Below are 23,321 nucleotides of genomic sequence, written 5' to 3' on the forward strand. Positions count from 1 at the left end.
TACAAATATAGGCTAATTTATTTTATACTCCAACTGCGGCTGCTCTTTTAAATAATTGATCAGATCTTTTTGGGCTGATACCTTTACCGCGTGCGAGCTCAGGTTTATACGCATTTGTCCGTTGTCGTCGTAAACAAGGAAGCAGAGCTCTGCCTTTCCGGGGTTGGCTTTCACTTTTGACGAGAATTCCACCACCAGCTGGTCGTTGAGCGCCGACAGAGGGATGCTGACCGTAATCTTGTTGATGGCATTCTCCTTTACGTCTGAAAGCAGCTCGATTGTGCTGATTTTCACTTCCCATTCGTCCTGCCGCCATTGTTTGGGCTGGCATTTGCCGTGCATGAAAAGAAACATGCCCTCGGCGAAGTAGTTCTTCTTTTCCACCCATTCGTTTCCGAAGAAGGCGAATTCAGCCGATCCGGAGTAGTCTTCTATCTTGGCTATGCCATAGGGCGTGCCTTTTTTTGTAAGCCCTTCCCGAACTCCTGTCACGATTCCTCCAAGAATCAGATTCTGGTTCTGCAGGGGGGTGAGGTCTGCGAGCTCCGCCATGTGTACGTTGCATACGTTCTCGAGAATGACGGCAAAATCGTCCAGCGGGTGTGCGGAGAGATAGATTCCTACCAGCTCACGTTCTTTGTTCAGGCGTTCCAGGTCGGTCCATTCAGGTGCATGGATGATTTCCGGAGTGGCGATTTCTATCTCAAAGGTATCTCCGAACAAAGAATTGGTGGCCGACGATTTGTCTGCCTGATATTTGGCTCCATACCGCACCAGCGTTTCCACGAAGGTTTCTTCCTTTGAGTTTTTCAGGAAGAAGTCCTCGCGCCTGATTTCCTGGAAGCTGTCGAACCCTCCCGCGAGTGCAAGGTTTTCGATGTTTTTCCGGTTGCAGGCCGAGAGATTCACGCGCTGGACGAAATCGAAGATGCCTTTGAATGGCCCGTTCTTTTCGCGCTCGTTCAAGATGCTTTGCACGGCAGCTTCTCCTACACCTTTGACGGCTCCCAACCCGAAACGGATATCGCCGTGGTGGTTGACAGAGAATTTCAGGTTACTTTCGTTCACGTCGGGACCGAGCACACGTATTCCTGTAGCCTTGCATTCGTCCATCAGCTTGGTGATTTCGGTGATGTTCGAGATGTTGCGGCTCATGGTGGCGGCCATGTATTCCGAAGGGTAGTTGGCTTTCAGATAAGCGGTCTGATAGGCTACCCACGAGTAGCAGGTGGCGTGTGACTTGTTGAACGCATAGGAAGCGAATTTTTCCCAGTCGGCCCAGATTTTTTCCAGCACCTGAGGGTCGTGCCCGTTTTTCTTTCCGCCTTCGATGAATTTCGGCTTCATGTGATCCAGCTTGTCGCGCAGCTTCTTTCCCATCGCCTTTCGCAAAGCGTCCGATTCGCCTCGCGTGAAGTCGGCCAGCAGGCGCGACAGAAGCATCACCTGCTCCTGGTAGACCGTGATTCCATAAGTGTCCTTCAGATATTTCTCCATGATGGGAATATCGTATTCGATCGGCTTCCGTCCGTGTTTACGGTCGATAAAGTCGGGGATATAGTCCATCGGTCCCGGACGGTAGAGCGCATTCATGGCGATAAGGTCTTCGAATGTAGACGGCTGGAGTTCGCGCAGATACTTCTGCATCCCTGCCGATTCAAACTGGAACGTTCCGATTGTCCGTCCGTCGCTATACAGCTTGTAGGTGGCTGGATCGTCAATGGGTATTTCGTCGATATTCAGTTCGATGCCTTTGCTTTGGCGGATATTCTCGATTGCTTCCTTTATGATGGACAAGGTCTTGAGTCCCAGAAAGTCCATCTTGATAAGCCCGGTGTCTTCGATGACAGAGCCTTCATATTGGGTTACAAGCATTTTCTCTCCTGTTTCCTTGTCATCGGCCGTGCTTACGGGCACCCAGTCGGTAATGTCATCCCGGCAGATGATGGTTCCGCAGGCATGGACGCCCGTGTTCCGCACGTTCCCTTCGAGCATTTTAGCATATTTGATGGTGTCGCGCAGAATGGGATTGGGTGAAGCTTCTGCTTCCTGAAGTTCCGGAACATATGCGATGGCGTTGGGCAGATTCAGCTTTTTGTCGGGAATCTTGTCGGGTATGAGCTTGCAGAGTCTGTCGGATTCCGGCAAGGGAAGTTTCTGAACGCGGGCCACATCCTTGATGGCCAGTTTGGTAGCCATTGTGCCGTATGTGATGATATGCGCCACCTTCTCCTGTCCGTATTTTTCGGTTACCCAGTTCAGCACCCGCCCGCGTCCGTCATCATCGAAGTCTACGTCAATATCGGGAAGCGAGATACGGTCGGGGTTCAGGAAACGCTCGAACAGCAGGTCGTATTTGATGGGGTCGATCTGCGTGATGCCCAGGCAGTATGCCACAGCCGATCCGGCAGCTGATCCACGTCCCGGTCCTACAGATACATCAAGCTGGTTGCGTGCCGCGTTGATAAAGTCCTGCACAATGAGGAAGTACCCCGGGAAACCCATGGTTTTCATGATGTACAGTTCGAATTTCAAGCGCTCCTTGATTTCATCGTCCATGTCTGCTCCATATCTTCTGACAGCACCTTCGTAAGTCAGCTTTGCCAGATAGTCCGCCTCGAGCTTGATGCGGTATAGCTTTTCATATCCTCCGAGGCGTTCGATCTTTGCTTTGGCAGCCGCTTCGTCCATCACCACATTTCCGTTTTCGTCACGGGTGAATTCGTTGAACAGGTCCTCCTCTGTGAATTTTTTCCGGTATTCTTCTTCTGTCCCGAAATCCTCTGGTATGGAGAAAGTAGGCATGATCGGCGCATGGTCGATGGAGTAGAATTCTACCTTGTCGCATACTTCCGTCGTGTTGGCCAGCGCTTCGGGTATGTCTGCAAAGATTTCGTTCATTTCTTCGCGTGTCTTCATCCATTCCTGCTTGGTATAGAGCATGCGGTTCGGGTCATCGAGGTCTTTTCCCGTACTCAGGCAGATCAGCCGGTCGTGTGCTTCGGCATTTTCTTCATCCACAAAATGCACGTCATTCGTGCAGACCAGTTTGACGTTGTATTTTTTTGCGTATTCAACCAGCTTCTTGTTTACAGTTTGTTGGAGTTGGTACGTTTCGTGATTGGCCCGGGGTACGCTAGCCTTGTGGCGCTGCAGTTCCAGGTAATAGTCATCTCCGAACAGGTTCTTGTACCACCGGACGGCTTCTTCTGCTTCTTCAAAGCGTCCGGCAGTTATTTTCCGCGGCACCTCTCCTCCCAGGCAGGCAGAGCAGACAATCAGACCTTCGTGATATTTCTCAAGTTCGGTCCGGTCGGTACGCGGTCGCATATAGAACCCTTTGGTCCATGCCTTCGACACCAGTTTGATCAGGTTGTGGTATCCTTTCAGGTTTTTAGCGAGCACCACCAGGTGATAGCCGCTCTGGTCCTGTTTCCCTTCCTTGTCTTCCATCCGCCGGCGCGCCACATACATTTCACAGCCGAAGATTGGCTTGAAAAGTTTTTTTTGGGCTTCTTCCAGCTTCTGTTTGCAGCTTGCTATTTCAGCTTGGGGCTCTTCTGCTGCTTCTTTTCCGCTTTCTAGCGCGGCGATACGCTTTTTCAGGTCCTTGATTTCGGAGTTCGTGCCTCCGTTCTTTTTGTTTACGTAGTTGAAGAACTCCTTTATCCCGAACATGTCACCGTGGTCGGTTATGGCAATCCCCCGCATCCCGTTTGCGATGGCCTTGTCTACAAGACGCGGAATCGAGGCTTGTCCGTCGAGAATCGAATATTGGGTATGTACGTGCAAATGAACAAAATCTTCCATGATTCAGAGTGTTTATGTAAGCGGACAAAGATACTCATCTTTTGGAGAACGGGCAATAGCGTTGGGAATTTATTAGGATAGTAAGGGAAACTTATGGGTTAATGATTTGAATATCAGATGTGTGATCCAGGTATCGTAAATTCGGCAATTATCCTTTGGGCTTAAAAAGAATTTAACGGCTTATTCATTATTATTAAGCTAAAAAAGAGGGATGGTTTGGCAGGATTCTTCTCTTTTTTACTAACTTTGCGACAAATCATAAATAAATTTGAATTGCTTATGAAAAAGACATTTGTTTTGGCAGCATTGTCATTTCTTGTTATAGGGATGAATGCTCAGAATCTTATCAAGAATGGTACGTTTGACACGCCGTTGAACGCTGAAACTTATGAATCGGTTCCGGCTTCGGCTGATTGGTTCGTGATGGACAAAACAAGCGGAGCAACCACTATCACTCCTGTGAAGGATGATGAGAAACATGGAAATGCCGTTCAGATAGAAAATACGACAGACAATTCTTGGTATAAGGCTTTTCTGGCTCAGCGTCTGGAGGGTGCAGAAAAGGGTGTTTATACGTTGTCGTTTGAAGCGAAAGCTTTGACCGAAGGTGCTCAGGTGCGCTTCTTCATCTGTGATTCAAAGCTTAAGACTTTTATCATGCGCGATCAGTTTGATCTGACAGACGAGTCTTCTAAGAATCAGTCGGCTACCGCTTTCAGCCGTGTCATCAACAAGCCGGGAAAATGGATGAAGGTGACCGCAAAATTTGATCTTGCGAAGACTGTCGACAATTTTGCGAGTGTGGAAAGTGTGGAGGCTAAGGGAAATAAAATTACTGAATCCGCCATCTCTGATGAAATGCTGAAAGACTTGATTGTTGTAATCGAGTTGCAGAAGAAAGATTCAAAAATGATGATTGACAATGTGACGCTGCAAAAGTAATTTCAGTTGTTGCATAGACAAAGAAAGCCGGTTCCCGAAATGGAGCCGGCTTTCTTTGTTCTTTCATCTTTCTTCTGATCCTTAGGTCAGTATGGGAGCAAGTCTGAAAGGATCTTCTCGTTGTACCATGGGTCTTCGATGTCCTTCAACTGCTGTGCAAGCTCTTTGTAGAGTTCTTTCACGATTTCCGGGTGTTCTTCCGGAGAGAGGTTTTTCAGTTGGTAGGGATCGTTTATGTCATCGAAGAGAAGCGTGCGCTGAAGCTTCTTGTCCTTGTCGATGTAGAGTGCCAGCGTGTAGTGAGCCGTCTTGATTCCTCTTGATTTCGGGAAGTAGGAAATCACTTTTCCGTCTTTGTCCTTGTCGCCGTCGATGTTCTGGATATAAACGGCACCGGTCGGTCGGGCGATTACGTTTGTAGAGTCTTCGAAGAAAAGCGGAGCGTAGTTGCTTCCCTGTACGGTGGCGGGAATGTCCTTATCCAGCTTGCAGAGTCCGAGCAGTGTCGGCATGATGTCCGGCGATGAGAGCAGCAGGCTGTCCACATGCGGACGGATATGCCCCGGATAGCGCACGATGAACGGAATGTTCATGGATTCGGCATATGGTGAATTTTTCGGATCGTCGGTAAATTGGCTGCACATGGTTTCTCCATGATCGGAAGCGAACACCACAATCGTGTTTTCATCAAGATTCAGCTCTTTCAGGCAGTCCAGAATCTGTCCGAACGCGCGGTCCACGCCGGTTACCGAAGCAAAATAGTAGGGGGCAGAAGCTGCTTTTGCACGTTTCTTGTCGGCATTTGGCCGTATGAGCAGGCTGTCGGTAGGCAGATTTTTGTAAAGATTGAAATCCTCTTCCATACAGTCGTCGAGCGAGCGGTAAGGGCTGTGGGGAGGGTTCATTCCGACCATGATAAAGAACGGTTTGCTGGCATCGCGTTGTCCGTTTTCGTTTTTCAGGTAAGATATTACCTGTTTAGCTTCGTGGATGGGCGACCATTCTTTCGGGTCATGCCGTTTGCCTTCCGTATCCCAGTAGTGCGGATTCTTGTGCTCGTCGAAAGTGCCGTAAGAATACCAGTAGTTGAAGCCGTGCCGGCGTTCCTTCGGGGTATAGGCATCCCATGTCGGGTTTCTGTCTTCCACGTAGTGTCCCGGATTAGCCGGATCGTTGGGAGTGGGGAAGTCAGCATGCAGTTTTCCGAAATAGGCGCATTCGTATCCGTTCTTGCTGAACACGTCGCTCACACATTCCACGTCAGTGCGGAGTGAGCTGATCGGCCGGTCGGAGTTGCAGTTCAAAGGGATTCCGCTCTTGTTGGGATACATTCCGGTAAGCAGAGAGCCTCGGTGGGGGCTGCTCAGAGGGCAGTTGCTCATGGCTGAGGAAAGCACGAGCGATTCTTTTGCGAACCGGTTGAGGTTTGGAGTATGGGTCGGGTCGCCCTCAAAGCGCACGTATTCTTTGAATTCCGGTTCGTTCCAGATGCCGAGAGCCATGTTCCGGAACTGGTCTGGGAACACGTAAATTACGTTGGGTTGCGTCTGTTCCACTGTTTTTTGTGAACTTCCGCATGCTGCCAGAGCGAGCAGTCCGGCTCCTCCCAGCAGTGTGTATGACAGATGTTTCATGGTGGTTTGATAGATTGAATTTATTTTTAATGCAAAGACACAAAGGCACAGAGAAAGATGTATGATTCTGTGTCTTTGTGTCTTCGTTCCTGATTTACTGCGTGTTGCAGGAGAATGTTACTGAACAGAGTCTTTTTCTGTTACGAAAGAGAATGGCTGGTTGTTTTCAAGATCTCTCTTGCGTATCAGTGCCTCTTCGTAATAGTAGTCTGCATAGTTCAGCGGAACGTCGATTTCCTGTCCGTGAGGAATGCTTCCTACCGAGTGCATCAGGATGAAGTTTCCGTTTTCGCCCACTTTGGCTTTATAGTCCGGTCCGGCCAGATGAGTTACAATTGTGTCAGCCAGCGCTTTGTAGTTCTTTCCCTGGCAATAGCCGTCCATTTCATACAATGCCGAAGCGATGCAGGCAGCAGCTGAAGCATCTCTCGGCTCGTTCGGAATCTTTGGAGCGTCGAAGTCCCAGTAAGGAATCAGATCCTTCGGGAGATTCTTGTCGGTGAGGTAGAAGTTCAGCGTCTTTTCAGCCTGGTCGAGATAACGCTGGTCGTGGGTATACCGGTAGCAGGTGGTGAATCCGTAGATGGCCCATGCTTGTCCGCGAGCCCATGCTGACTCGTGCGCATAGCCTTGTGCTGTCTGGCGGCTTCTTACGCTTCCGTCTTTCAGTGCGTAGTCAACCACGTGATAGCAGCTGTTGTCTGCGCGGAAATGGTTCTTCATGGTCTGGTCGGCATGAGAAACCGCAATCTTGTGGAACGTAGAGTCGCCCGACAGACGGGTTGCTTCGAACAGCAGTTCCAGATTCATCATGTTGTCGATGATAACCGGGCATTCCCATCCGCGTTTTCCTTGCCATCCTCTGTCGGCATCCCATGACTGGATGACGCCTGCGTTCGGACGGAAGCGGGTGGAGAGTGATTTTGCTGCTTCTACGATGACATCCTTATATTCGGGCTGTCCGCACAGACGGTAACCGGTCAGATAGCTGCATCCGATCATGAAGCCCACGTCGTGGTGCCACTTCAGGTATTTTACCGAGTCGAGCGCCTCCGTATATTTTTCAGCGAGATTTTTCCATTTTTCGTCCTTTGTCAAGTCATAGTCCAGCCACATGCTTCCGGGGAAGAATCCGCTTGTCCAGTCGTCGATGGGGACATAAACGATGTTTCCGAGCGTGTCGAGCGTGCGGGGATTCAGGCATTTCCCGCTTTTTTCGATGATGTCAGTCTGGATTGTGTGCTGAGCTACGATGTTGTTGATCTCTTCAGTCAGGAAGTCGGGTTTTGCTTCCTGTTTCGGCTGGCAGGCGGCAAGTGCGACAGCTGCCAGAGCGGCGATTCCTAAATGGTTTTTAATCTTCATAAGGTATTAATTTTGATTAATATTTCTCGTTTGGTCAAAGGTAGGCTTATTTACGGGAGGACGGGGGATAAAATCGTCCATAAAAAAGGTATAAATGTGTTTCGGGCTGTGCTTTCCATATGAAAAGGTGATGTTTTCGTTCAGGCTCAAAGATAAGCAAAACTTTTTAAATGTGCAAGAGGATGCCGCGCTTGCCGATGGCAATCTCTTGCCGGCGGAAATGTTTGCCGGGTCAGCTTGCGGAAGTTGGGCGTTCAGGTTGTGCGGAATGAGCCGTCAGATTGAGGAAGATGAGCCGCGAGTTTTGCATCGTGATTCCTTCGGCCGTTACGGTTGTTGCGGCTGGCCTTCCGCCTTTTTAGATAGTAAATTGTTTGATAACGATTTTCGTTCACCTGAACCTGGAGAAGGCCGCGGCCTGTCGTTTCATGGTGAATTTGGCAGTTCTGATTTTTTTTCTTATTTTCGCATTGTTGTAGTTGAACTTTTTTCACTGACTTTTTGATGGGCTTTATCTATCGTTTCATATATGCCGTTCTCTTGTGTGCTGTCTTGCCTTTTGTGGCTGCGGAAGCGCATGACGTGACATTCAACCGTCTTTCTACGGAAGACGGGCTGTCGCAAGTGTCTGTTAATGACGTGTATGTTGACGAGAATGGTCTTGTGTGGATTGGTACCCGTGAGGGGCTGAACCGCTACGACGGGAACGGCATTAAGGTTTTCCGGATGGAAAAGGACAATCCCTACAGTCTTTTTTCAAACCAGGTGCTGAAAGTGACCGGCGACCGCAAGGGCCATCTTTATCTGCTTTGTGTGGACGGGCTGGCCCGCTTTGACATGCAGACGGGGAGATTTTCGGTGGTTTATCGGGGACAGGTATCGGCGGTGCTGTATCACGGCGGGTTGTATGTGGGGTGCGACGAGCGCCTGTTCCGCTACGATGAAGGAAAAGGTGAGATGGAATTGTTTTATACTCTGCCTTCGGGAAGCGAACGCCTGACGGCTCTGCGCATTGATTCGCAAGGGAATTTATGGATGGGGACGGAGGCTCATGGACTTTTCTGCCTGTCTGCCGGAAAGGTGCTTTCGCACGAAATCAAGGGTGGACGGATTTCCAGCATTTTTGAGGATACAGCGGGAAGGCTGTGGGTCGGGACTTGGGAAAACGGGGCTTACCGGAAGTCGCCCAAAGGGGATTGGGATAATCTGAGAACCGGACACAACGGGCTTTCTTCCAACTTTGTGCGCTGCTTCTGTGAAGATAACAAGGGAAATCTGTGGATAGGAACTGCCGAAGGGCTTGACTGTCTGCATCCTGACGAGGAAGTGGCCTTTCATCACTATCAGGCTGGTCGTGCGCCTTACGGGCTGTCGCATGAATCGGTGTGGTGTATGGTGAAAGACGAGCAGGGAACCATCTGGGCCGGAACGTATTTTGGCGGAGTGAACTATTTCAATCCTGAATATGCCGTCTATACCGTTTTCGGGAAGGCGGCTCACGAAGCCGACGGGCTGAGCAGTCCGATTGTCGGCAACATGCTGGAAGATAAGCGGGGGAACATATGGATCTGTACAGAAGGAGGCGGCCTGAACATGCTTGACCGGCAAACGGGGAAGTTTCGCTGGTATGTTCATTCGGCATCAGCCAACAGCATATCCCACAATAATGTGAAAGCAATCTGGTATGATGAAGGCACTGACCAAATATGGCTGGGGCTTCATCTGGGCGGGCTGAACAGGCTGGATATCCGCAGCGGAAGGTTCTTTGCCTATCGTCACGAGGCGGGCAATCCTGCAACCATTCCTTCTGACATTGTCCGTGATATTTTGCCATACGGAGATAGCCTGGTTGTGGCCACCCAGCAGGGGGTCTGCCTGCTGTCGAAAGCCACGGGAAAATGCCGGCAACTGTTCGGCGAGAGTCCTGAAGGCGATAAAATCCGGATGGTTGCTGATCTGGAGCTTGACCGGACAGGCGTGCTGTGGATGGCCGTTACGGGCGAAGGCGCCTTTTCCTATAATTTCAAGACTGACAGGCTGGTGCATTATCCTTATAGAGAAGGACAGCCGGGAGTGAGCAACAGCAACGTGAACAGCATTTTCTGTGACCATGCAAACCGGATATGGTTCGCCACTTCAGGAAGCGGGCTGGACTGTCTGGATCAGTCTGACGGGACATTCCGAAACTTCGACGCCGCACGCAACGGGCTTTCGGGTGACTGCATTTATAAGATTTGCGAGAACGATGACAGAGAGCTGCTTCTGATAACCAACTGTGGCTTTTCGCGCTTTGAGCCTGCCACCGAAAGAGTGCGCAACTATGTGGCTGAAAACGGTTTCCCGCTGTCGGCAGTCAACGAAAACGCATTGTTCGTTTCGAAAGAGAAGGAAGTCTTTCTGGGAGGAATGACGGGTATGGTCATGTTTCCGTTGAAGGGGCTGGACCGTAGTCCTCTGCCATATACCCTGGTTTGGTTAAAACTGATTGTGAACGGAAAGGAGATTTTGCCGGGCGACAAGACCGGGTTGCTCGCAGATGCGCTGAATTATACTTCCGAGATCACGCTGAAAGCTGATCAGAATATGTTCAGCCTGTATTTTTCCGCTTCAAACTATGTTCCCGAAAACAGGGAGCAGATTGAATACAAGCTCGAAGGCTTTTCGGAAGAATGGACTCCGGTACGCGAACAGCCTGTAATCACCTACACGAACTTGAATCCGGGAACCTATACTTTATGCGTGCGTTCGGCCAACCCGCTCACACTCAGCAAACCGATAACGATGAAGATTGTGGTCAAGCCTCCTTTCTATGCCACCTGGTGGGCGTATATAATTTATGTGCTTTTGGCGGGCGGTATCTTGTGGTATCTGATGCGCATGTACCAGACCCGTGTCAAGCTCCAGGCATCGCTGGCATACGAGCAGCGTCACTTGCAGGACATAGAGCGGTTGAATCAGGCGAAGCTCCGGTTCTTTACCAGCATATCACATGAATTCCGCACTCCGCTTACGCTGATCATCGGTCAGCTTGAAAGGCTGATGCAAATGCCTCAGATTCTTCCTTCGGTTTATTCGAAGGTGCTTTTGGCCTATCAGAGCAGCGTGCAGCTGAAGGAGCTTATCAGTGAACTGCTGGATTTCCGCAAGCAGGAACAGGGCAAGATGAAGCTGAAGGTTAGCCGGATGAATCTGGTTTATTTCCTGAACGAAACTTACTTGCTTTTCCAGCCATATGCTGAGAGCAAGAAAATCTTTCTTGAGTTTGTTTCTGAATGCGATGATATTGAAGTGTGGTTCGACTGGCAGCAGATGCGCAAGGTGATCAATAATCTGTTGTCGAATGCCATCAAGCACGTGTTGCCTGAGGGCCGCGTGACATTGCGTGTATGGAGAACCGACGGGAAAGCCTGGTTCTCAGTAGAAGATACGGGCTCGGGAATCTCGCCCAAAGACATCGGAAAGATATTTCTCCGTTTCTATCAAAGTACGGAAGATACGGAAATCAATGCAGGAACAGGAATCGGTCTGGCGTTGACAAAAGGTATCGTGGAACTGCATCACGGGCAGATCAATGTAGAGAGTACCGAAGGCAAAGGCGCGAAGTTTACCGTATGGATTCCGGAGGGAAATGACATGTATGAGCCGGACGAAATAATCGAAACGTCAGAACATGCCGTAATCCGGCAGATGACGGTAGACGGCCCGAAATACAGTCTGAATCCGGAACAGGTGGAAGTGCTGAAAGCTGGAGTAATGCCCAACAGTGACGGGTCGCGTCCGCATATGCTGATTGTCGAGGACAATGAGTCGATACGCAAGATGCTTGCCGGCCTGTTTGAAAGCATCTACGATGTCGCTTTGGCTTCGGACGGTATGGAAGCTTTGGAAAAAGTGAAAGAGAATCCGCCTCAGATTGTGCTGAGCGATGTACTGATGCCGCGCATGTCGGGTATCGAACTGGTGAAGGAGCTTAAGGGAAATCTTGACACTTGCCATATTCCCGTTGTTCTGCTTACGGCACGCACAGAGGTAGAACAAAACCTTGAAAGCCTGAAGATTGGAGCCGACGATTATATCACTAAGCCTTTTGACTCCAGATTGCTGATACTTCGATGCAACAACCTTGTAAACAACCGGAGGAAACTTCAGGAGTATTTTACCAAGCAGCCCGCCGCAGAAACTCCGGTGCTGGCAACCAACCCGTTGGACAAGAAGTTTCTGGATGAAGTGATAACCATTTTTGAGAAACATCTTGATGATTCGGCTTTTACCATCGATATGCTTGCCCAGCAGATGCTTGTGTCGCGTACGCGCATGTATGCGAAAATTAAGGCCATTACAGGACAGACTCCGAACGACTTCTTCATTACACTCCGCCTGAAAAAGGCTGCCTGCCTGCTGAAGAACAGTCCGGAATTGAATATTACTCAGATTTCAGACCAGACCGGGTTCAGTTCGCCGCGCTATTTCAGCAAAGTGTTCAAGAAGGCTTATCTGGTGACGCCGATGGCCTACCGCACCGGGCAAGACCAATAAACGTCTGAAGCGGGAAAGCAGAACTTTTACATTTTAAACCTTTATATTTATGAAACAAAACTTATTGTTGGGCATTTCTGCAATGTCCGGTCTTGCGGCTCTTACGGGATGTGGACCACAAGCCCAAAAAGAACAGACCGTTGACTTGAAACGTCCGAATGTTATTTTCATTTATTCGGATGATCTGGGAATCGGCGATTTGAGTTGCTATGGAGCTACTAAGATTTCTACCCCCAACATCGACAGCCTGGCGAACCAGGGGCTTCTGTTTACGAATGCGTATGCCACTTCAGCTACAAGTACTCCTTCGAGATACGGAATGTTGACAGGTACTTATCCTTGGAGGAAAGAAAATACAGGCATCGCTCCCGGAAACTCGGAACTGATTATTGATACAACCTGCGTCACATTGGCCGATATGTTCCATGAGGCTGGTTACCGTACTGCTGCTGTAGGTAAATGGCATTTGGGATTGGGACCTGTTGGCGGTACGAACTTCAACGGACTCATCAAACCGAATACGCAGAGCATCGGATTTGACTATGAATTCATCATTCCGGCTACAGTGGACCGTGTGCCCTGTGTGTTTGTGGAAAACGGACGTGTGGCTGGCCTTGATCCTTCGGATCCGATAACGGTGAGCTATGACCATAAGGTGGGTGATTGGCCAACCGGAAAGGAAAATCCGGAACTGGTGAAACTGAAGCCAAGCCAGGGACACAACAACACCATTATTAACGGCATCCCGCGTATCGGATGGATGACAGGTGGAAAGTCGGCTTTGTGGAATGATGAGGAGATTGCCGATGTGATTACCGCCAAGGCTAAAAACTTTATTTGCGAATCGGCGGATACAACTTTCTTCCTCTATATGGGAACTCAGGACATCCATGTTCCGCGCATACCTCATCCGCGTTTTGCAGGAAAGAGCGGCTTGGGAACACGCGGTGACGTGATTCTTCAGCTTGACTGGACAATCGGCGAAATCATGCATACGCTCGATAGTTTGGGCATAGCCGACAACACTCTCTTTATCTTTACAAGCGACAACGGTCCGGTTATCGATGATGGGTATCAGGACCAGGCTAGGGAAATGCTGAACGGACATACGCCGATGGGCATCTATCGCGGAGGCAAATACAGTCTTTACGAAGCCGGAACACGTATCCCGTTCATCGTACGCTGGCCGGCACGCATCACGAATCCCGGCAAGCAGGAAGGACTCTTCTCGCAGATTGATGTGTTCGCGTCAATGGCCGAAATTCTCGGTGTGCCATTGCAGGACGGTGTAGCATTCGACAGCCATGCGCGTGCAAAAGAATTGTTGGGCGAGGATCAGGCAGACCGCGAATACGTTGTAGAGCAGAACCTGGACAACACGTTGGCTATTATCAAGGACGGGTGGAAATATTTTGAGCCGAGTGACAAGCGTAAATATGAAACCTGGACTAAGACGGAACTTGGACATAGTCCGAAACCGCAATTGTATAATCTGAAGGAAGATCCGTCGGAAAAGAATGATGTGGCCGACAAATATCCGGAGAAGGTGAAGGAACTCGCCGCATTGCTCAAGGAAGTGGTCGGCAATTGATATGCAATTGAGAATTGATGATTGGCTGTTGGCGGTGAAGCACACGCAACGGCCAATCATTTTCTTGTTGGCTCTGTCACTTCGTTTGAGTGTATCCGTCTGTTTTCAGAATCTCAATGACCCGTTGTTTCAGTTCGCCTTGAATCAAGATTTCTCCGTCTTTTACGGAACCTCCCACTCCGCATTTAGTCTTCAGCAGCCTGCCGAGTTCTTTCAGATCGTCTTCCCGTCCGGTGAATCCGGATACCACGGTTACGGTTTTTCCTCCTCTTCCCTTCTTTTCAATGCTGACTCTCAGTTTCTGCCTGTTCTTTTCGGGAGTTTCTTCCTCCTCTTCCGCTCCGTCATCGTAGCGGAAATCAGGATTGGTTGAATATACGATGTTCAGCCGGTCTTTCCAGTCATTCTTTTTCATGCCAAATAATCTTTAAAGAGTTTCAAAGGTAAGAACATTTTTCATTATTCGTTTATTGATTTGCTCAGAAAAACGTATTTTTGCAATGATTTGTTATGAAAATAGATGCATCGATGGCAGAACGAGTAAATAAGAATAACGGGAAAATACCTGAGCCCACATTGCGCAGGCTTCCGTGGTATCTTTCGAATGCAAAGCTGATGAAAGAGAGAGGGGAAAGGTATGTTTCGTCCACACAGATTTCTCGTCAGATCAATATCGATGCCTCGCAGATAGCGAAGGACCTTTCGTATGTGAATATTGCCGGTCGCACGAGAGTAGGATATGAAATAGACAGGCTGGTCAGCGTACTGGAAGATTTTCTTGGCTTCACCAACATGCATCGGGCTTATCTTTTCGGTGTGGGAAGTTTGGGAGGTGCTTTGCTCCGCGATTCGGGCTTGTCGCATTTTGGCTTGAAAATAGTGGGGGCATTCGATGTCAATCCGGAACTGGTGGGGACGGAAATAAACGGTATTCCCATTTATCATACCGATGAGTTTGAGGAGCGGACGGAAAAGGACAAAGTGAAAATCGGAGTGCTTACCGTGCCCATAAATATTGCTCAGGAGATAACAGACAAGATGGTGGCAGGCGGAATCAAGGCCGTGTGGAACTTTACGCCGTTCCGTATCCGTGTGCCCGAAACCATTGTGGTGCAGAACACTTCGCTTTACGCGCATCTGGCCGTAATGTTTAATCGTTTGAACGAACTTGTAAAGAAATAGATCAATGAAGATAATAGCTGTAGGCATGAACTACAGACTCCATTGCGAGGAGTTGCATGCCGGAGAACCAGTGCCGGAGGATCCGGTAATTTTTATGAAACCTGATTCGGCCATTCTGAAAGACGGAAAGCCCTTTTTCATTCCCGACTTCTGCGGGCAGGTGGATTATGAAACGGAACTTGTAGTGCGTATCAGCCGTTTAGGCAAGAATATTTCGGAGCGTTTCGCCCGCCGCTATTATGATGCAGTGACCGTCGGCATTGATTTCACCGCACGGGATCTTCAGCGGAAGTTCCGTGCAGAAGGGAAACCTTGGGAGCTCTGCAAAGGGTTTGACAATTCTGCTGCTATTGGTGAGTGGATTCCTGTTGAGCGGCTTGCTGATATTCAGAACATCCGTTTCCGTTTGGATATTGACGGAAAAACGGTTCAGCAGGGAAATACATGCGATATGATTTTCAATGTAGACCGGATTATTGCTTATGTAAGTCAGTTCTGCACGTTGAAAATCGGTGACCTGCTTTATACGGGAACCCCGGTCGGAGTGGGGCCGGTGCAGATTGGGAATCACTTGGAAGGTTATCTGGAAGATGAAAAAGTGTTAGATTTCAATATACGATGAAGATAAGAGTTGGATTTGGTTTCGATGTCCATCGGCTGGTGCCGGGACGTGATTTGTGGCTGGGAGGTATCAGGCTGGAACATGAAAAGGGACTCTTGGGACATTCGGATGCCGATGTGCTGATTCATGCCATTTGCGATGCCCTGTTGGGAGCTGCCAACATGCGTGACATAGGCTATCATTTTCCCGACAATTCCTCGGAGTTTGAAAATATAGACAGCAAGATTCTTTTGAAGAAAACCGTCGCTTTGATAGCGGGGAAAGGCTATCGGGTAGGAAATGTCGATGCAACGGTGTGTGCCGAACGTCCTAAACTGAAGGCGCATATTCCCGCTATGCAGAACATTCTTGCCGAGGTGATGGGAGTGGAGGCAGATGATGTGTCTGTCAAAGCCACCACTACAGAAAAATTAGGTTTTACCGGGCGTGAAGAAGGTATCTCCGCATACGCAACGGTATTGATAGAAAAGGATTGATACAATGAATCCGAAGTATTCCATAATTATTCCCGTATATAACCGTCCCGAAGAGGTTGACGAGCTTCTTGAAAGCCTTTCGCGCCAAACATTCAAGGATTTTGAAGTGGTGGTGGTGGAGGATGGATCTTCAGTGCCATGCAAGGCTGTAGTTGACAAGTATTTGCCCGTGATGGATATACGTTATTACACCAAGCTGAATTCCGGGCCGGGAAAAACCCGCAATTACGGTGCAGAGCGCAGCAAAGGAGCATATCTTATCATACTGGATTCTGATTGTATTTTGCCGGAAGGATATCTTCAGGCGGTTGAGATCGAATTGGAGAAGGAACCGGCTGACGCTTTCGGGGGACCTGACCGCGCACATGCTTCGTTCACTCCCGTGCAGAAAGCTATCAACTATGCCATGACCTCTTTTTTTACTACTGGCGGCATTCGCGGGGGAAAGAAAAAAATGGACAAGTTCTATCCGAGGAGCTTCAATATGGGGGTGAGAGCCGATGTGTACCGATCCTTGGGAGGTTTTTCTGATATGCGTTTTGGAGAGGACATTGATTTCAGTATCCGTATTTTCAAGAACAATTGCAGATGCCGCTTGTTTCCCGGAGCATGGGTCTGGCACAAACGTCGTACAGATTTTCGCAAGTTCTTCAAGCAAGTGCATAATTCAGGCATTGCGCGCATCAATCTTTACAAGAAATATCCAGAATCTCTGAAGTTGGTGCATTTGCTTCCGGCTGTTTTTACGGTCGGAGTGGTGCTGGTGCTGCTTGCTGCTCTCATCTGTCCGTGGAGTCTGCTTCTTCTTCTGTTTTTCGCATTGGTGATTTTTCTGGACTCTTCCGTACGGAACAAGAGCTTGTGGATAGGTATCCTTTCGGTTGGAGCCGCTTTTGTCCAGCTTACCGGGTATGGAACGGGGTTCCTTTATGCTTGGTGGAAGCGGTGCGTGCTCCGGAAAGAGTCTTTTTCTGCTTTTGAAAAAAGTTTTTATAAATGATCTGTGAGCTTTTTATAGAAGTCCCCGTTTCCTTTCGTCTATTCAGAAGGAAACGGGAACTTCGGCTTTTCGGTGTTTAAGTCATCAACAGCCCGAGGTTTAAGAACCTATGTTTCGTCCGGCATCTGCTGAAATCTTAATCACAAGAGCCTATTATGGTATGATGTCTTTCAGTTTTATACTTTGGAAAGTCATGTGTGCCACACTGCTTTCGTACAATATTCCTATTGTTTCTTTGTCAATCATTGTGAGGCATGAATACCCCCAGTTGTCTTCTTCATCTAACAGAAGCTGATGTTCCGGACTCCACGTCTTTCCACCGTCGGTACTTATTTTGATAGTCATGTTTCTTCGGGCATTGGTGGTATTGGGGTTTGAGAAAATCAGCAAGTCTTTGCCCAGCACATTGTCTTCGGCTTTTACGCTGATGAGACTTGCCATACATACGGGCTCAATCAGTGCCGTGCGCGACGATTCATGTTCTTTCCACGTCACACCCAAATCGGTCGTGGTATATACGGCACGGCTTCCTCCCCGGTTGTCTCGCATGTTGAGCATGAGCGTGCCCGGTGTGACTTCTGCCACTTGTGCTTCTGTCGTGTTGGTGCGGGCAAGGTTATGAATATGCCATGTTTCTCCTCTGTCTTTGCTGTACATGATTCCGGCATTCGGAATGCGTGTTTTGTCGATGTATTGGATGGGGAATACCAATGTGCCGTCTTGCATTGTGATTCCACGTCCGGGACCTTGCAATAAGAAATGCCACTCCGGGAGTTTGACCTGCTCGGTAATGTTGATGGGAGCCGACCATGTTTTGCCGTCATCTGTACTCTTTGTCATGACTAATTGTGCCGTATGGTTTAAGTCCATGCCGGGTTGTGAACTCCACCATGCACGTTGGTTTCCCATTCCGTGTGTCCATGCTGCTACAATCCAGACCGTATTTGTTTTTGTATCGACTAGAATCGACGGGTCGCCAACCCCGTTTTGCGCCGAGGGCAGTCCGTCGTATTCGCCAAATGACAGGGGCAGACGCATTTTTTCCCATGTTCTGCCACCGTCTGTGCTTCGGCTCAAACCGATGTCAATATGTTCTTGCAGATCCGCGCTGTTGTTATAACGTACATCGTATACACCTAAAAGCGTGCCTTTATTGGTTGTTACTAATCCGGGAATTCGGAATGCTGCCGAACCGTTATCGCCTGCATGACGTACACCTATACCCATTCTGCGGACGGTGGTATCGCCTGAAACAGTTTTTACAGGCAGAGGTTTGCCGTCGGCCTCGGCTGAAATGAGAGAAGCGGCCAGTGTGGTACTTATAGGTGCATCGTCTTTCATTTCTATGCTTACCCAAAAGTAATTTATTCCGGGGTATAATTTTTGTTTGCCATCAAGTTTTATGGTGCTTTCTACAACTTCAGACTCCGATTTTTTAATGGAGTAAGAAGGATTGGCGGCAAGTGTTTTCCCGGGATTGTTGCTCGAAATGTATTTGACAGGAGCAAATCTTCCTTTGTTTCTGTCTTGCAGTGCTTCTGTTCCGGCATAATATAGTTTTATCGATTTTATTTTGTTGATATCTGCGTCCTTCGCGAAGTTTACGCTAATGTTGTCTAACACCTTTGTTCCAGTTGATGTGAGGCGCATATAAAACAAAACGTTGTCGTGTCTTTCGATGAGTATTGGTATTTGTGGCGATTTTACCAGTAAGGTATCTGCTCCCCATGTTGCTAATGTGGAGAATAGGAATAAAGCGAATGGAAAAACTTTTTTCATGAGCAATCAGAAACTGTCGTTTAAAAATTAAAGTTTAAAAATAAAAGGAGTGTTTCCTCTTTCCGTGAAATGATTATTCCCAGCTTGCAGACTTGAATAATTATGTATTCAGCGGAATTAAAAGAAACGCTGTGGCAAGTTATCAAGAAAATCTTTAATGTGCAAGGGAGGAAACGAAATGTTTCGTTTGCAGCTATATTTTTGCTTGTGATCAATAAGAAACGGCAAAAAGCCTTACCTTTGTAAAATGATTCAAGAGGATTTCAGATTTTACAAGCCTTGCAAGGAGTTACAACCTTACGTCAGGTATTATTGGGTATTCAAAAGCAATCAACCGCTGAATACCCTTACTTTTCCTATTGGTTGTCCTCAAATCATTTTCCATAAACAAACACCGCTTTATATCCCGGAACTGGGAGTCTCTCAATCAGAATTTACCGTTAGCGGTCAGGTAAATTATCATTCACATTTATATGCGGATGATAATGTGGAAATGATAGTTGCTGTATTTCAGCCATACGCCCTGAAAGCCTTCTTGAATTTGCCCATATCCTTATTGCACAATCAAGAGGTTTCCGGTTATGACCTTGAAAACAAGCATTTGAAACGACTGGCTGCACAAATCTTTGACTGCGAAAATACAAGTTTATGTATTGGCGCAATAGAGCAATGGCTGTTATCCCAAATAGCAGGTGCATTGACCTTAAAAACAGAATACAACATCAAAAGAATAACTGCCGTTATAAGACAACTGCTCATAATGCCGGAAACTTCTGTCAAGGAATTGACTTCTATTGCCTGTTTAAGCAAGAAACAGTTTGAGCGTCTGTTTAAAGAACTGGTAGGTGCGAATCCTAAAGAATATGCAAGAATAGTCCGTTTCCAGAAATCATTGAAACTGTTGCAGCATTATCCGGAAGATGCAAATCAGGCTCAGCTGGCATATCAATGCGGTTACGCTGACCAGTCGCATTTTATCCGGGAGTTTAAACAATTCAGCGGTTATACACCATTGTCTTTGCTGAATGTATGCAAACCTTATTCCGATTTGTTCAACAACCCTATATAATGTCCCTTTTATTCTATCCATCGTTCGATAGTCGGTTTACCTTTGCACTTATTCAATTTAAAATGAACGATAGAATGAAAGAAGTAAATCCAAAAGATACGACCCGTGCCTATGCATTTGAAATGTGGATGAATGCACCCATGCCCATGCTCACCTTTTTCAAGACAATAGATGTTACCCGCCTTGCCCGCATCAGCAAACGGACAAGATTGAAATTCAATATGCTGATGTGTTGGTGTATCGGGCGGGCAGCAAGTAATATCAAAGAGTTCTATATGCTTCCTGTTGGTAAGAAGTTAATGCAATACGACAATCTTGCAGTCTGCGCCATTGTAGCTAATCGGAATGGTGAGGTTAGTTCCTGTGATGTTCCTTTCTCTAAAGATTTAAGACAATTCAATGCGGATTATTTGCTGCTTACCAGGCAAGTTGCCGAAAACTGCCAAAATCATGACTTGACGGATAGCATGGTGATTGGCACATCAGCCCTTGCTGGGTATGAGATAGACGGGGCAGTAGGCATGTACAGCGGTGTGTTCAATAATCCGTTTCTGATTTGGGGCAAATACAAACGGCGTTTATGGAAACGGACGCTGGTTGTTTCCTTTCAGTTTCATCATACCCAGATGGATGGCGCACATGCTTCCCGTTTTTTGGAAAACCTACAAAAAGAAATTGAGAATTTAAAGGTATAATCAAGAACAAATGCTATCTTTGCGGAACTAACAGAAAAAATAGAATTGTTCAACCAATATGAAATGGCAAGTGTGCATATAGCTGCGCTTAACGGATAGCATTTTGTTATAGCTATTCAGCAACGGACAGGTCTATAACAGGGTTTGTCCTTTCTTGTTTTGCCATTATTCCAAATTCATAATTATGCGATGTGTCATGCCGCCTTATGCAGCAGGACTTGTCGCATCTTATCAAGTTGAACAATGAACTATACATATAAGCATATTTGGCTCATCAACTTTCCTGTAATGATGAGCATCCTTATTGAACAACTTATCAATATCACCGATGCCATTTTCTTGGGGCATGTGGGAGAAATAGAGTTGGGCGCATCGGCCCTTGCCGGGATTTGGTATCTGGCTATCTACATGCTCGGCTTCGGTTTCAGTTTGGGCTTACAGGTCATTGTCGCACGGCGCAACGGCGAGCAGCATTATTCCGAAACAGGAAAGACATTCTTTCAAGGATTGTTTTTCCTGTCGGGACTTGCTGTCTTTTTGTGTCTGTTCTCCAAACTGTTTTCCCCGATTATTCTAAGTCGGCTGATTACTTCTGCGGAAGTCTATCATGCCGTGATTGATTATTTGGACGGGCGAATTTGGGGATTGTTGTTCTCCTTTCCGTTCCTTGCCCTGCGCTCTTTCTTGGTCAGCATTACCCGTACAAAGGCCTTAAACGTAGCGGCTTTGGCAGCCGTATTGGTGAACATTTCGGGTAACTGGCTGCTCATATTCCATTGGAACATGGGAATAGCTGGTGCAGCCATCGCATCATCTTTTGCCGAAGCATGTTCATTGGCAGTGCTGGCGATTCATGTTTTACGAAAAATGGATAAACGGCTTTATGGCTTATATTGGCGATTTGACAAAACTGTATTGCGCCATGTCTGCCGGGTGTCCGTTTGGAGTATGTTCCATTCGTTCATCAGCGTAGCCCCTTGGTTCCTGTTCTTTGTGGCAATCGAACATTTAGGAGAACTGCAACTGGCAGTGGCAAATATTCTTCGAAGCATTTCCACCCTATTCTTCGTCATCGTCAATTCATTTGCCGCCACAACAGGCTCACTCGTAAGCAATTTGATTGGAGCGAACGAACGGGGAAAAGTATTTCCGCTATGCAGCAGAGTAATCCGATTAGGCTATGCCATTGGATTACCGCTGATTGTGCTTGCATTGCTATTCCATCAGCTTGTTATCAGTGTCTATACAGACAATCCGGCTATCGTGCAAACCGCATGGTTGCCGTTTGTGGTCATGTTGCTGAATTATGTCTTTGCCTTGCCCGGCTATGTCTATATGAATGCCGTTACGGGAACGGGGGCGACACGGACGGCATTCATCTTTCAGGCGACAACCATCGCCGCCTACCTGCTCTATCTGTGGGGATTGAGCCATTGGAATGTACCCCTTGCCGTTTACTGGACGGTAGAATACCTGTTCGTGATTGGACTTGGAGCGCAGTCTGTCATTTATTTGAAATTAAACACTATTAGAAACTGAATGGGCTCTAGTTGATTATACCGTTGCAAACTTGACATTATAATGCTTCATGGAAATCCCCAGCAATTCACCGGCCTGGTCATTGCAGAACTTCAGGACGGTCTCTTGCACCTTGAACCAGTTGAGATAGTCCTGCATGTACTTCGTGGCTACGCCCCAGAATGTTCCGTTAAGCCACTTCTTGAGCCTGCTGTGCAGGGAATTGACGTGTTGGATATGGTAAAATCCCCTCTTAACGTGCCAGCCGAGGTCAGCCCTTATGACCGCATGCTCAATATGGTTGTCCATTGCATATCCCTTGTAGCTGACATGCCCGTCCGAACACAGCACCGTCCCTTGTGGCAGCGGAGTGTGCAGGCTTTCCGTGATTTCCGCTTTCGTCAGCCGTCCATATCCGCAAAACGTCATGTTGAGGTCGTTCTTTCTGTCAGCCGTCACCATGACGGTGACCTTGTCCTTGGATGCGCCTTTGCCTTTTCCCCCTCCGCCACGCTTGCGGGGCTTGCGTCCCAGGTGGCGGCTGCCTTTGTCTGACTTTTCAAAGAATGTCTCGTCGCTTTCGGTTATTCCTGAGAACGAACCGCCTTCATCCTGCTTCAGGGAACGCAATATCTTGTGCCGCCAGTCGAAAGCTGTCTTCTTGTTAATGTGCAATGCGGCAGAAATCCTGTCAAGAGACTTCTGCTCGGACATCAGGTGCATATATGCCTTGACAAGCCCTTTCTTGTGGAGCTTCTGCTGCCACGTGCCGGTATATTCGGTGAAAGTCCTGCCGCAATCCTTGCACTTGAAGCGTTGCGTCCCGTGGTCCTTGCCGAAACGGTAGTAACGGTTGCCGCCGCAATGAGGGCAGCAGCCCTGCTTTTCCAACAGAGCTGACAGGTGCGAGCTTTCAGGGACTGTCGCTTCACAATGTTTGGCCATGCTCAACGCTTGTACCAAAGATTGCCGTTCCGACTCTGACAAAGACTGAGCGGCTGACAATACTTCATTATACGTCATAATTGCCTCCTTTTTTAAAAGGTACATGCAATTTATGTGCCAATTTACAACGTATTGTTAAACTAGAGCCAAAATAGAA

The 23,321-nt window shown here is 47.9% G+C and carries 17 protein-coding genes; 11 read left to right on the forward strand and 6 right to left on the reverse strand.

The genetic code is table 11. The features are described 5' to 3' along the window. Window positions 1-12 precede the first annotated feature (12 nt). Window positions 13-3,810: a DNA polymerase III subunit alpha gene (gene dnaE / locus QUW60_RS07255; RefSeq protein WP_258337205.1), complete on the reverse strand. Its 3,798-nt coding sequence runs from the start codon at window positions 3,808-3,810 to the stop codon at window positions 13-15. A 279-nt stretch (window positions 3,811-4,089) separates the two neighbouring features. Between dnaE and QUW60_RS07260 the strand changes: the two genes are divergently transcribed. Further along, the gene (locus tag QUW60_RS07260) at window positions 4,090-4,752 is read left to right on the forward strand and encodes a BT4411 family hyaluronic acid-binding protein (protein ID WP_289559511.1); all 663 of its coding nucleotides are present in this window, start codon (window positions 4,090-4,092) and stop codon (window positions 4,750-4,752) included. 86 nt (window positions 4,753-4,838) lie between these two features. Here QUW60_RS07260 and QUW60_RS07265 read toward each other — a convergent pair whose 3' ends face one another. Beyond that, complete coding sequence (locus QUW60_RS07265) at window positions 4,839-6,386, reverse strand: sulfatase family protein (RefSeq protein WP_258337203.1); 1,548 nt, start codon at window positions 6,384-6,386, stop codon at window positions 4,839-4,841. Window positions 6,387-6,503: 117 nt separating this feature from the next. Beyond that, the gene (locus QUW60_RS07270) at window positions 6,504-7,751 is read right to left on the reverse strand and encodes a glycoside hydrolase family 88 protein (RefSeq protein ID WP_289559513.1); all 1,248 of its coding nucleotides are present in this window, start codon (window positions 7,749-7,751) and stop codon (window positions 6,504-6,506) included. Between the two features lie 94 nt (window positions 7,752-7,845). Here QUW60_RS07270 and QUW60_RS07275 point away from each other — a divergent pair, with 94 nt between their 5' ends. The 3 genes from QUW60_RS07275 to QUW60_RS07285 are packed head-to-tail and all read left to right on the forward strand — an operon-like array spanning window position 7,846 to window position 13,878. Next, window positions 7,846-8,256 (forward strand): hypothetical protein, encoded by a 411-nt coding sequence (locus tag QUW60_RS07275; protein ID WP_289559515.1) that lies wholly within the window; start codon window positions 7,846-7,848, stop codon window positions 8,254-8,256. A gap of 8 nt (window positions 8,257-8,264) precedes the next feature. Continuing rightward, entirely contained in the window at window positions 8,265-12,287 is a 4,023-nt protein-coding gene (locus QUW60_RS07280; protein ID WP_434736852.1) for a two-component regulator propeller domain-containing protein, read from the forward strand. Window positions 12,288-12,336: 49 nt separating this feature from the next. Beyond that, window positions 12,337-13,878, forward strand: a complete 1,542-nt coding sequence (locus tag QUW60_RS07285) for a sulfatase family protein (RefSeq protein WP_258337199.1) — start codon at window positions 12,337-12,339, stop codon at window positions 13,876-13,878. A 76-nt stretch (window positions 13,879-13,954) separates the two neighbouring features. On the opposite strand, the gene QUW60_RS07290 is transcribed toward QUW60_RS07285, so the two are convergent. Further along, on the reverse strand, window positions 13,955-14,293 hold the full coding sequence (locus QUW60_RS07290) for a translation initiation factor (protein ID WP_289559520.1): 339 nt from the start codon (window positions 14,291-14,293) through the stop codon (window positions 13,955-13,957). A 113-nt stretch (window positions 14,294-14,406) separates the two neighbouring features. Here QUW60_RS07290 and QUW60_RS07295 point away from each other — a divergent pair, with 113 nt between their 5' ends. The 4 genes from QUW60_RS07295 to QUW60_RS07310 are packed head-to-tail and all read left to right on the forward strand — an operon-like array spanning window position 14,407 to window position 17,158. Then, on the forward strand, window positions 14,407-15,060 hold the full coding sequence (locus tag QUW60_RS07295) for a redox-sensing transcriptional repressor Rex (RefSeq protein ID WP_289559522.1): 654 nt from the start codon (window positions 14,407-14,409) through the stop codon (window positions 15,058-15,060). A 4-nt stretch (window positions 15,061-15,064) separates the two neighbouring features. Next, a complete protein-coding gene (locus QUW60_RS07300; protein WP_289559524.1) occupies window positions 15,065-15,682 on the forward strand; it encodes a fumarylacetoacetate hydrolase family protein in 618 nt (205 codons plus the stop codon). Beyond that, a complete protein-coding gene (gene ispF / locus QUW60_RS07305) occupies window positions 15,679-16,158 on the forward strand; it encodes a 2-C-methyl-D-erythritol 2,4-cyclodiphosphate synthase (protein ID WP_258337195.1) in 480 nt (159 codons plus the stop codon). Before QUW60_RS07300 ends, ispF begins: the two co-directional genes overlap by 4 nt. 4 nt (window positions 16,159-16,162) lie before the next feature. Next, window positions 16,163-17,158, forward strand: a complete 996-nt coding sequence (locus tag QUW60_RS07310) for a glycosyltransferase family 2 protein (protein WP_289559526.1) — start codon at window positions 16,163-16,165, stop codon at window positions 17,156-17,158. Between the two features lie 153 nt (window positions 17,159-17,311). On the opposite strand, the gene QUW60_RS07315 is transcribed toward QUW60_RS07310, so the two are convergent. Beyond that, window positions 17,312-18,937, reverse strand: coding sequence for a sialidase family protein (locus QUW60_RS07315; RefSeq protein ID WP_258337193.1), 1,626 nt, complete (start codon window positions 18,935-18,937; stop codon window positions 17,312-17,314). A gap of 247 nt (window positions 18,938-19,184) precedes the next feature. Between QUW60_RS07315 and QUW60_RS07320 the strand changes: the two genes are divergently transcribed. The 3 genes from QUW60_RS07320 (at window position 19,185) to QUW60_RS07330 (ending at window position 22,240) form a co-directional block, all read left to right on the forward strand. Continuing rightward, window positions 19,185-20,006, forward strand: a complete 822-nt coding sequence (locus QUW60_RS07320; protein ID WP_289559529.1) for a helix-turn-helix domain-containing protein — start codon at window positions 19,185-19,187, stop codon at window positions 20,004-20,006. A 74-nt stretch (window positions 20,007-20,080) separates the two neighbouring features. Then, window positions 20,081-20,701, forward strand: a complete 621-nt coding sequence (locus QUW60_RS07325) for a CatA-like O-acetyltransferase, family 2 (protein ID WP_258337191.1) — start codon at window positions 20,081-20,083, stop codon at window positions 20,699-20,701. 243 nt (window positions 20,702-20,944) lie between these two features. Then, on the forward strand, window positions 20,945-22,240 hold the full coding sequence (locus tag QUW60_RS07330; RefSeq protein ID WP_289559531.1) for an MATE family efflux transporter: 1,296 nt from the start codon (window positions 20,945-20,947) through the stop codon (window positions 22,238-22,240). A gap of 15 nt (window positions 22,241-22,255) precedes the next feature. Here QUW60_RS07330 and QUW60_RS07335 read toward each other — a convergent pair whose 3' ends face one another. Next, window positions 22,256-23,242, reverse strand: a complete 987-nt coding sequence (locus tag QUW60_RS07335; RefSeq protein ID WP_289559533.1) for an IS1595 family transposase — start codon at window positions 23,240-23,242, stop codon at window positions 22,256-22,258. Between the last annotated feature and the right edge of the window lie 79 nt (window positions 23,243-23,321).

Source organism: Bacteroides gallinaceum (assembly GCF_030373775.1).
In the GTDB taxonomy this organism is placed as follows: domain Bacteria; phylum Bacteroidota; class Bacteroidia; order Bacteroidales; family Bacteroidaceae; genus Phocaeicola; species Phocaeicola excrementipullorum.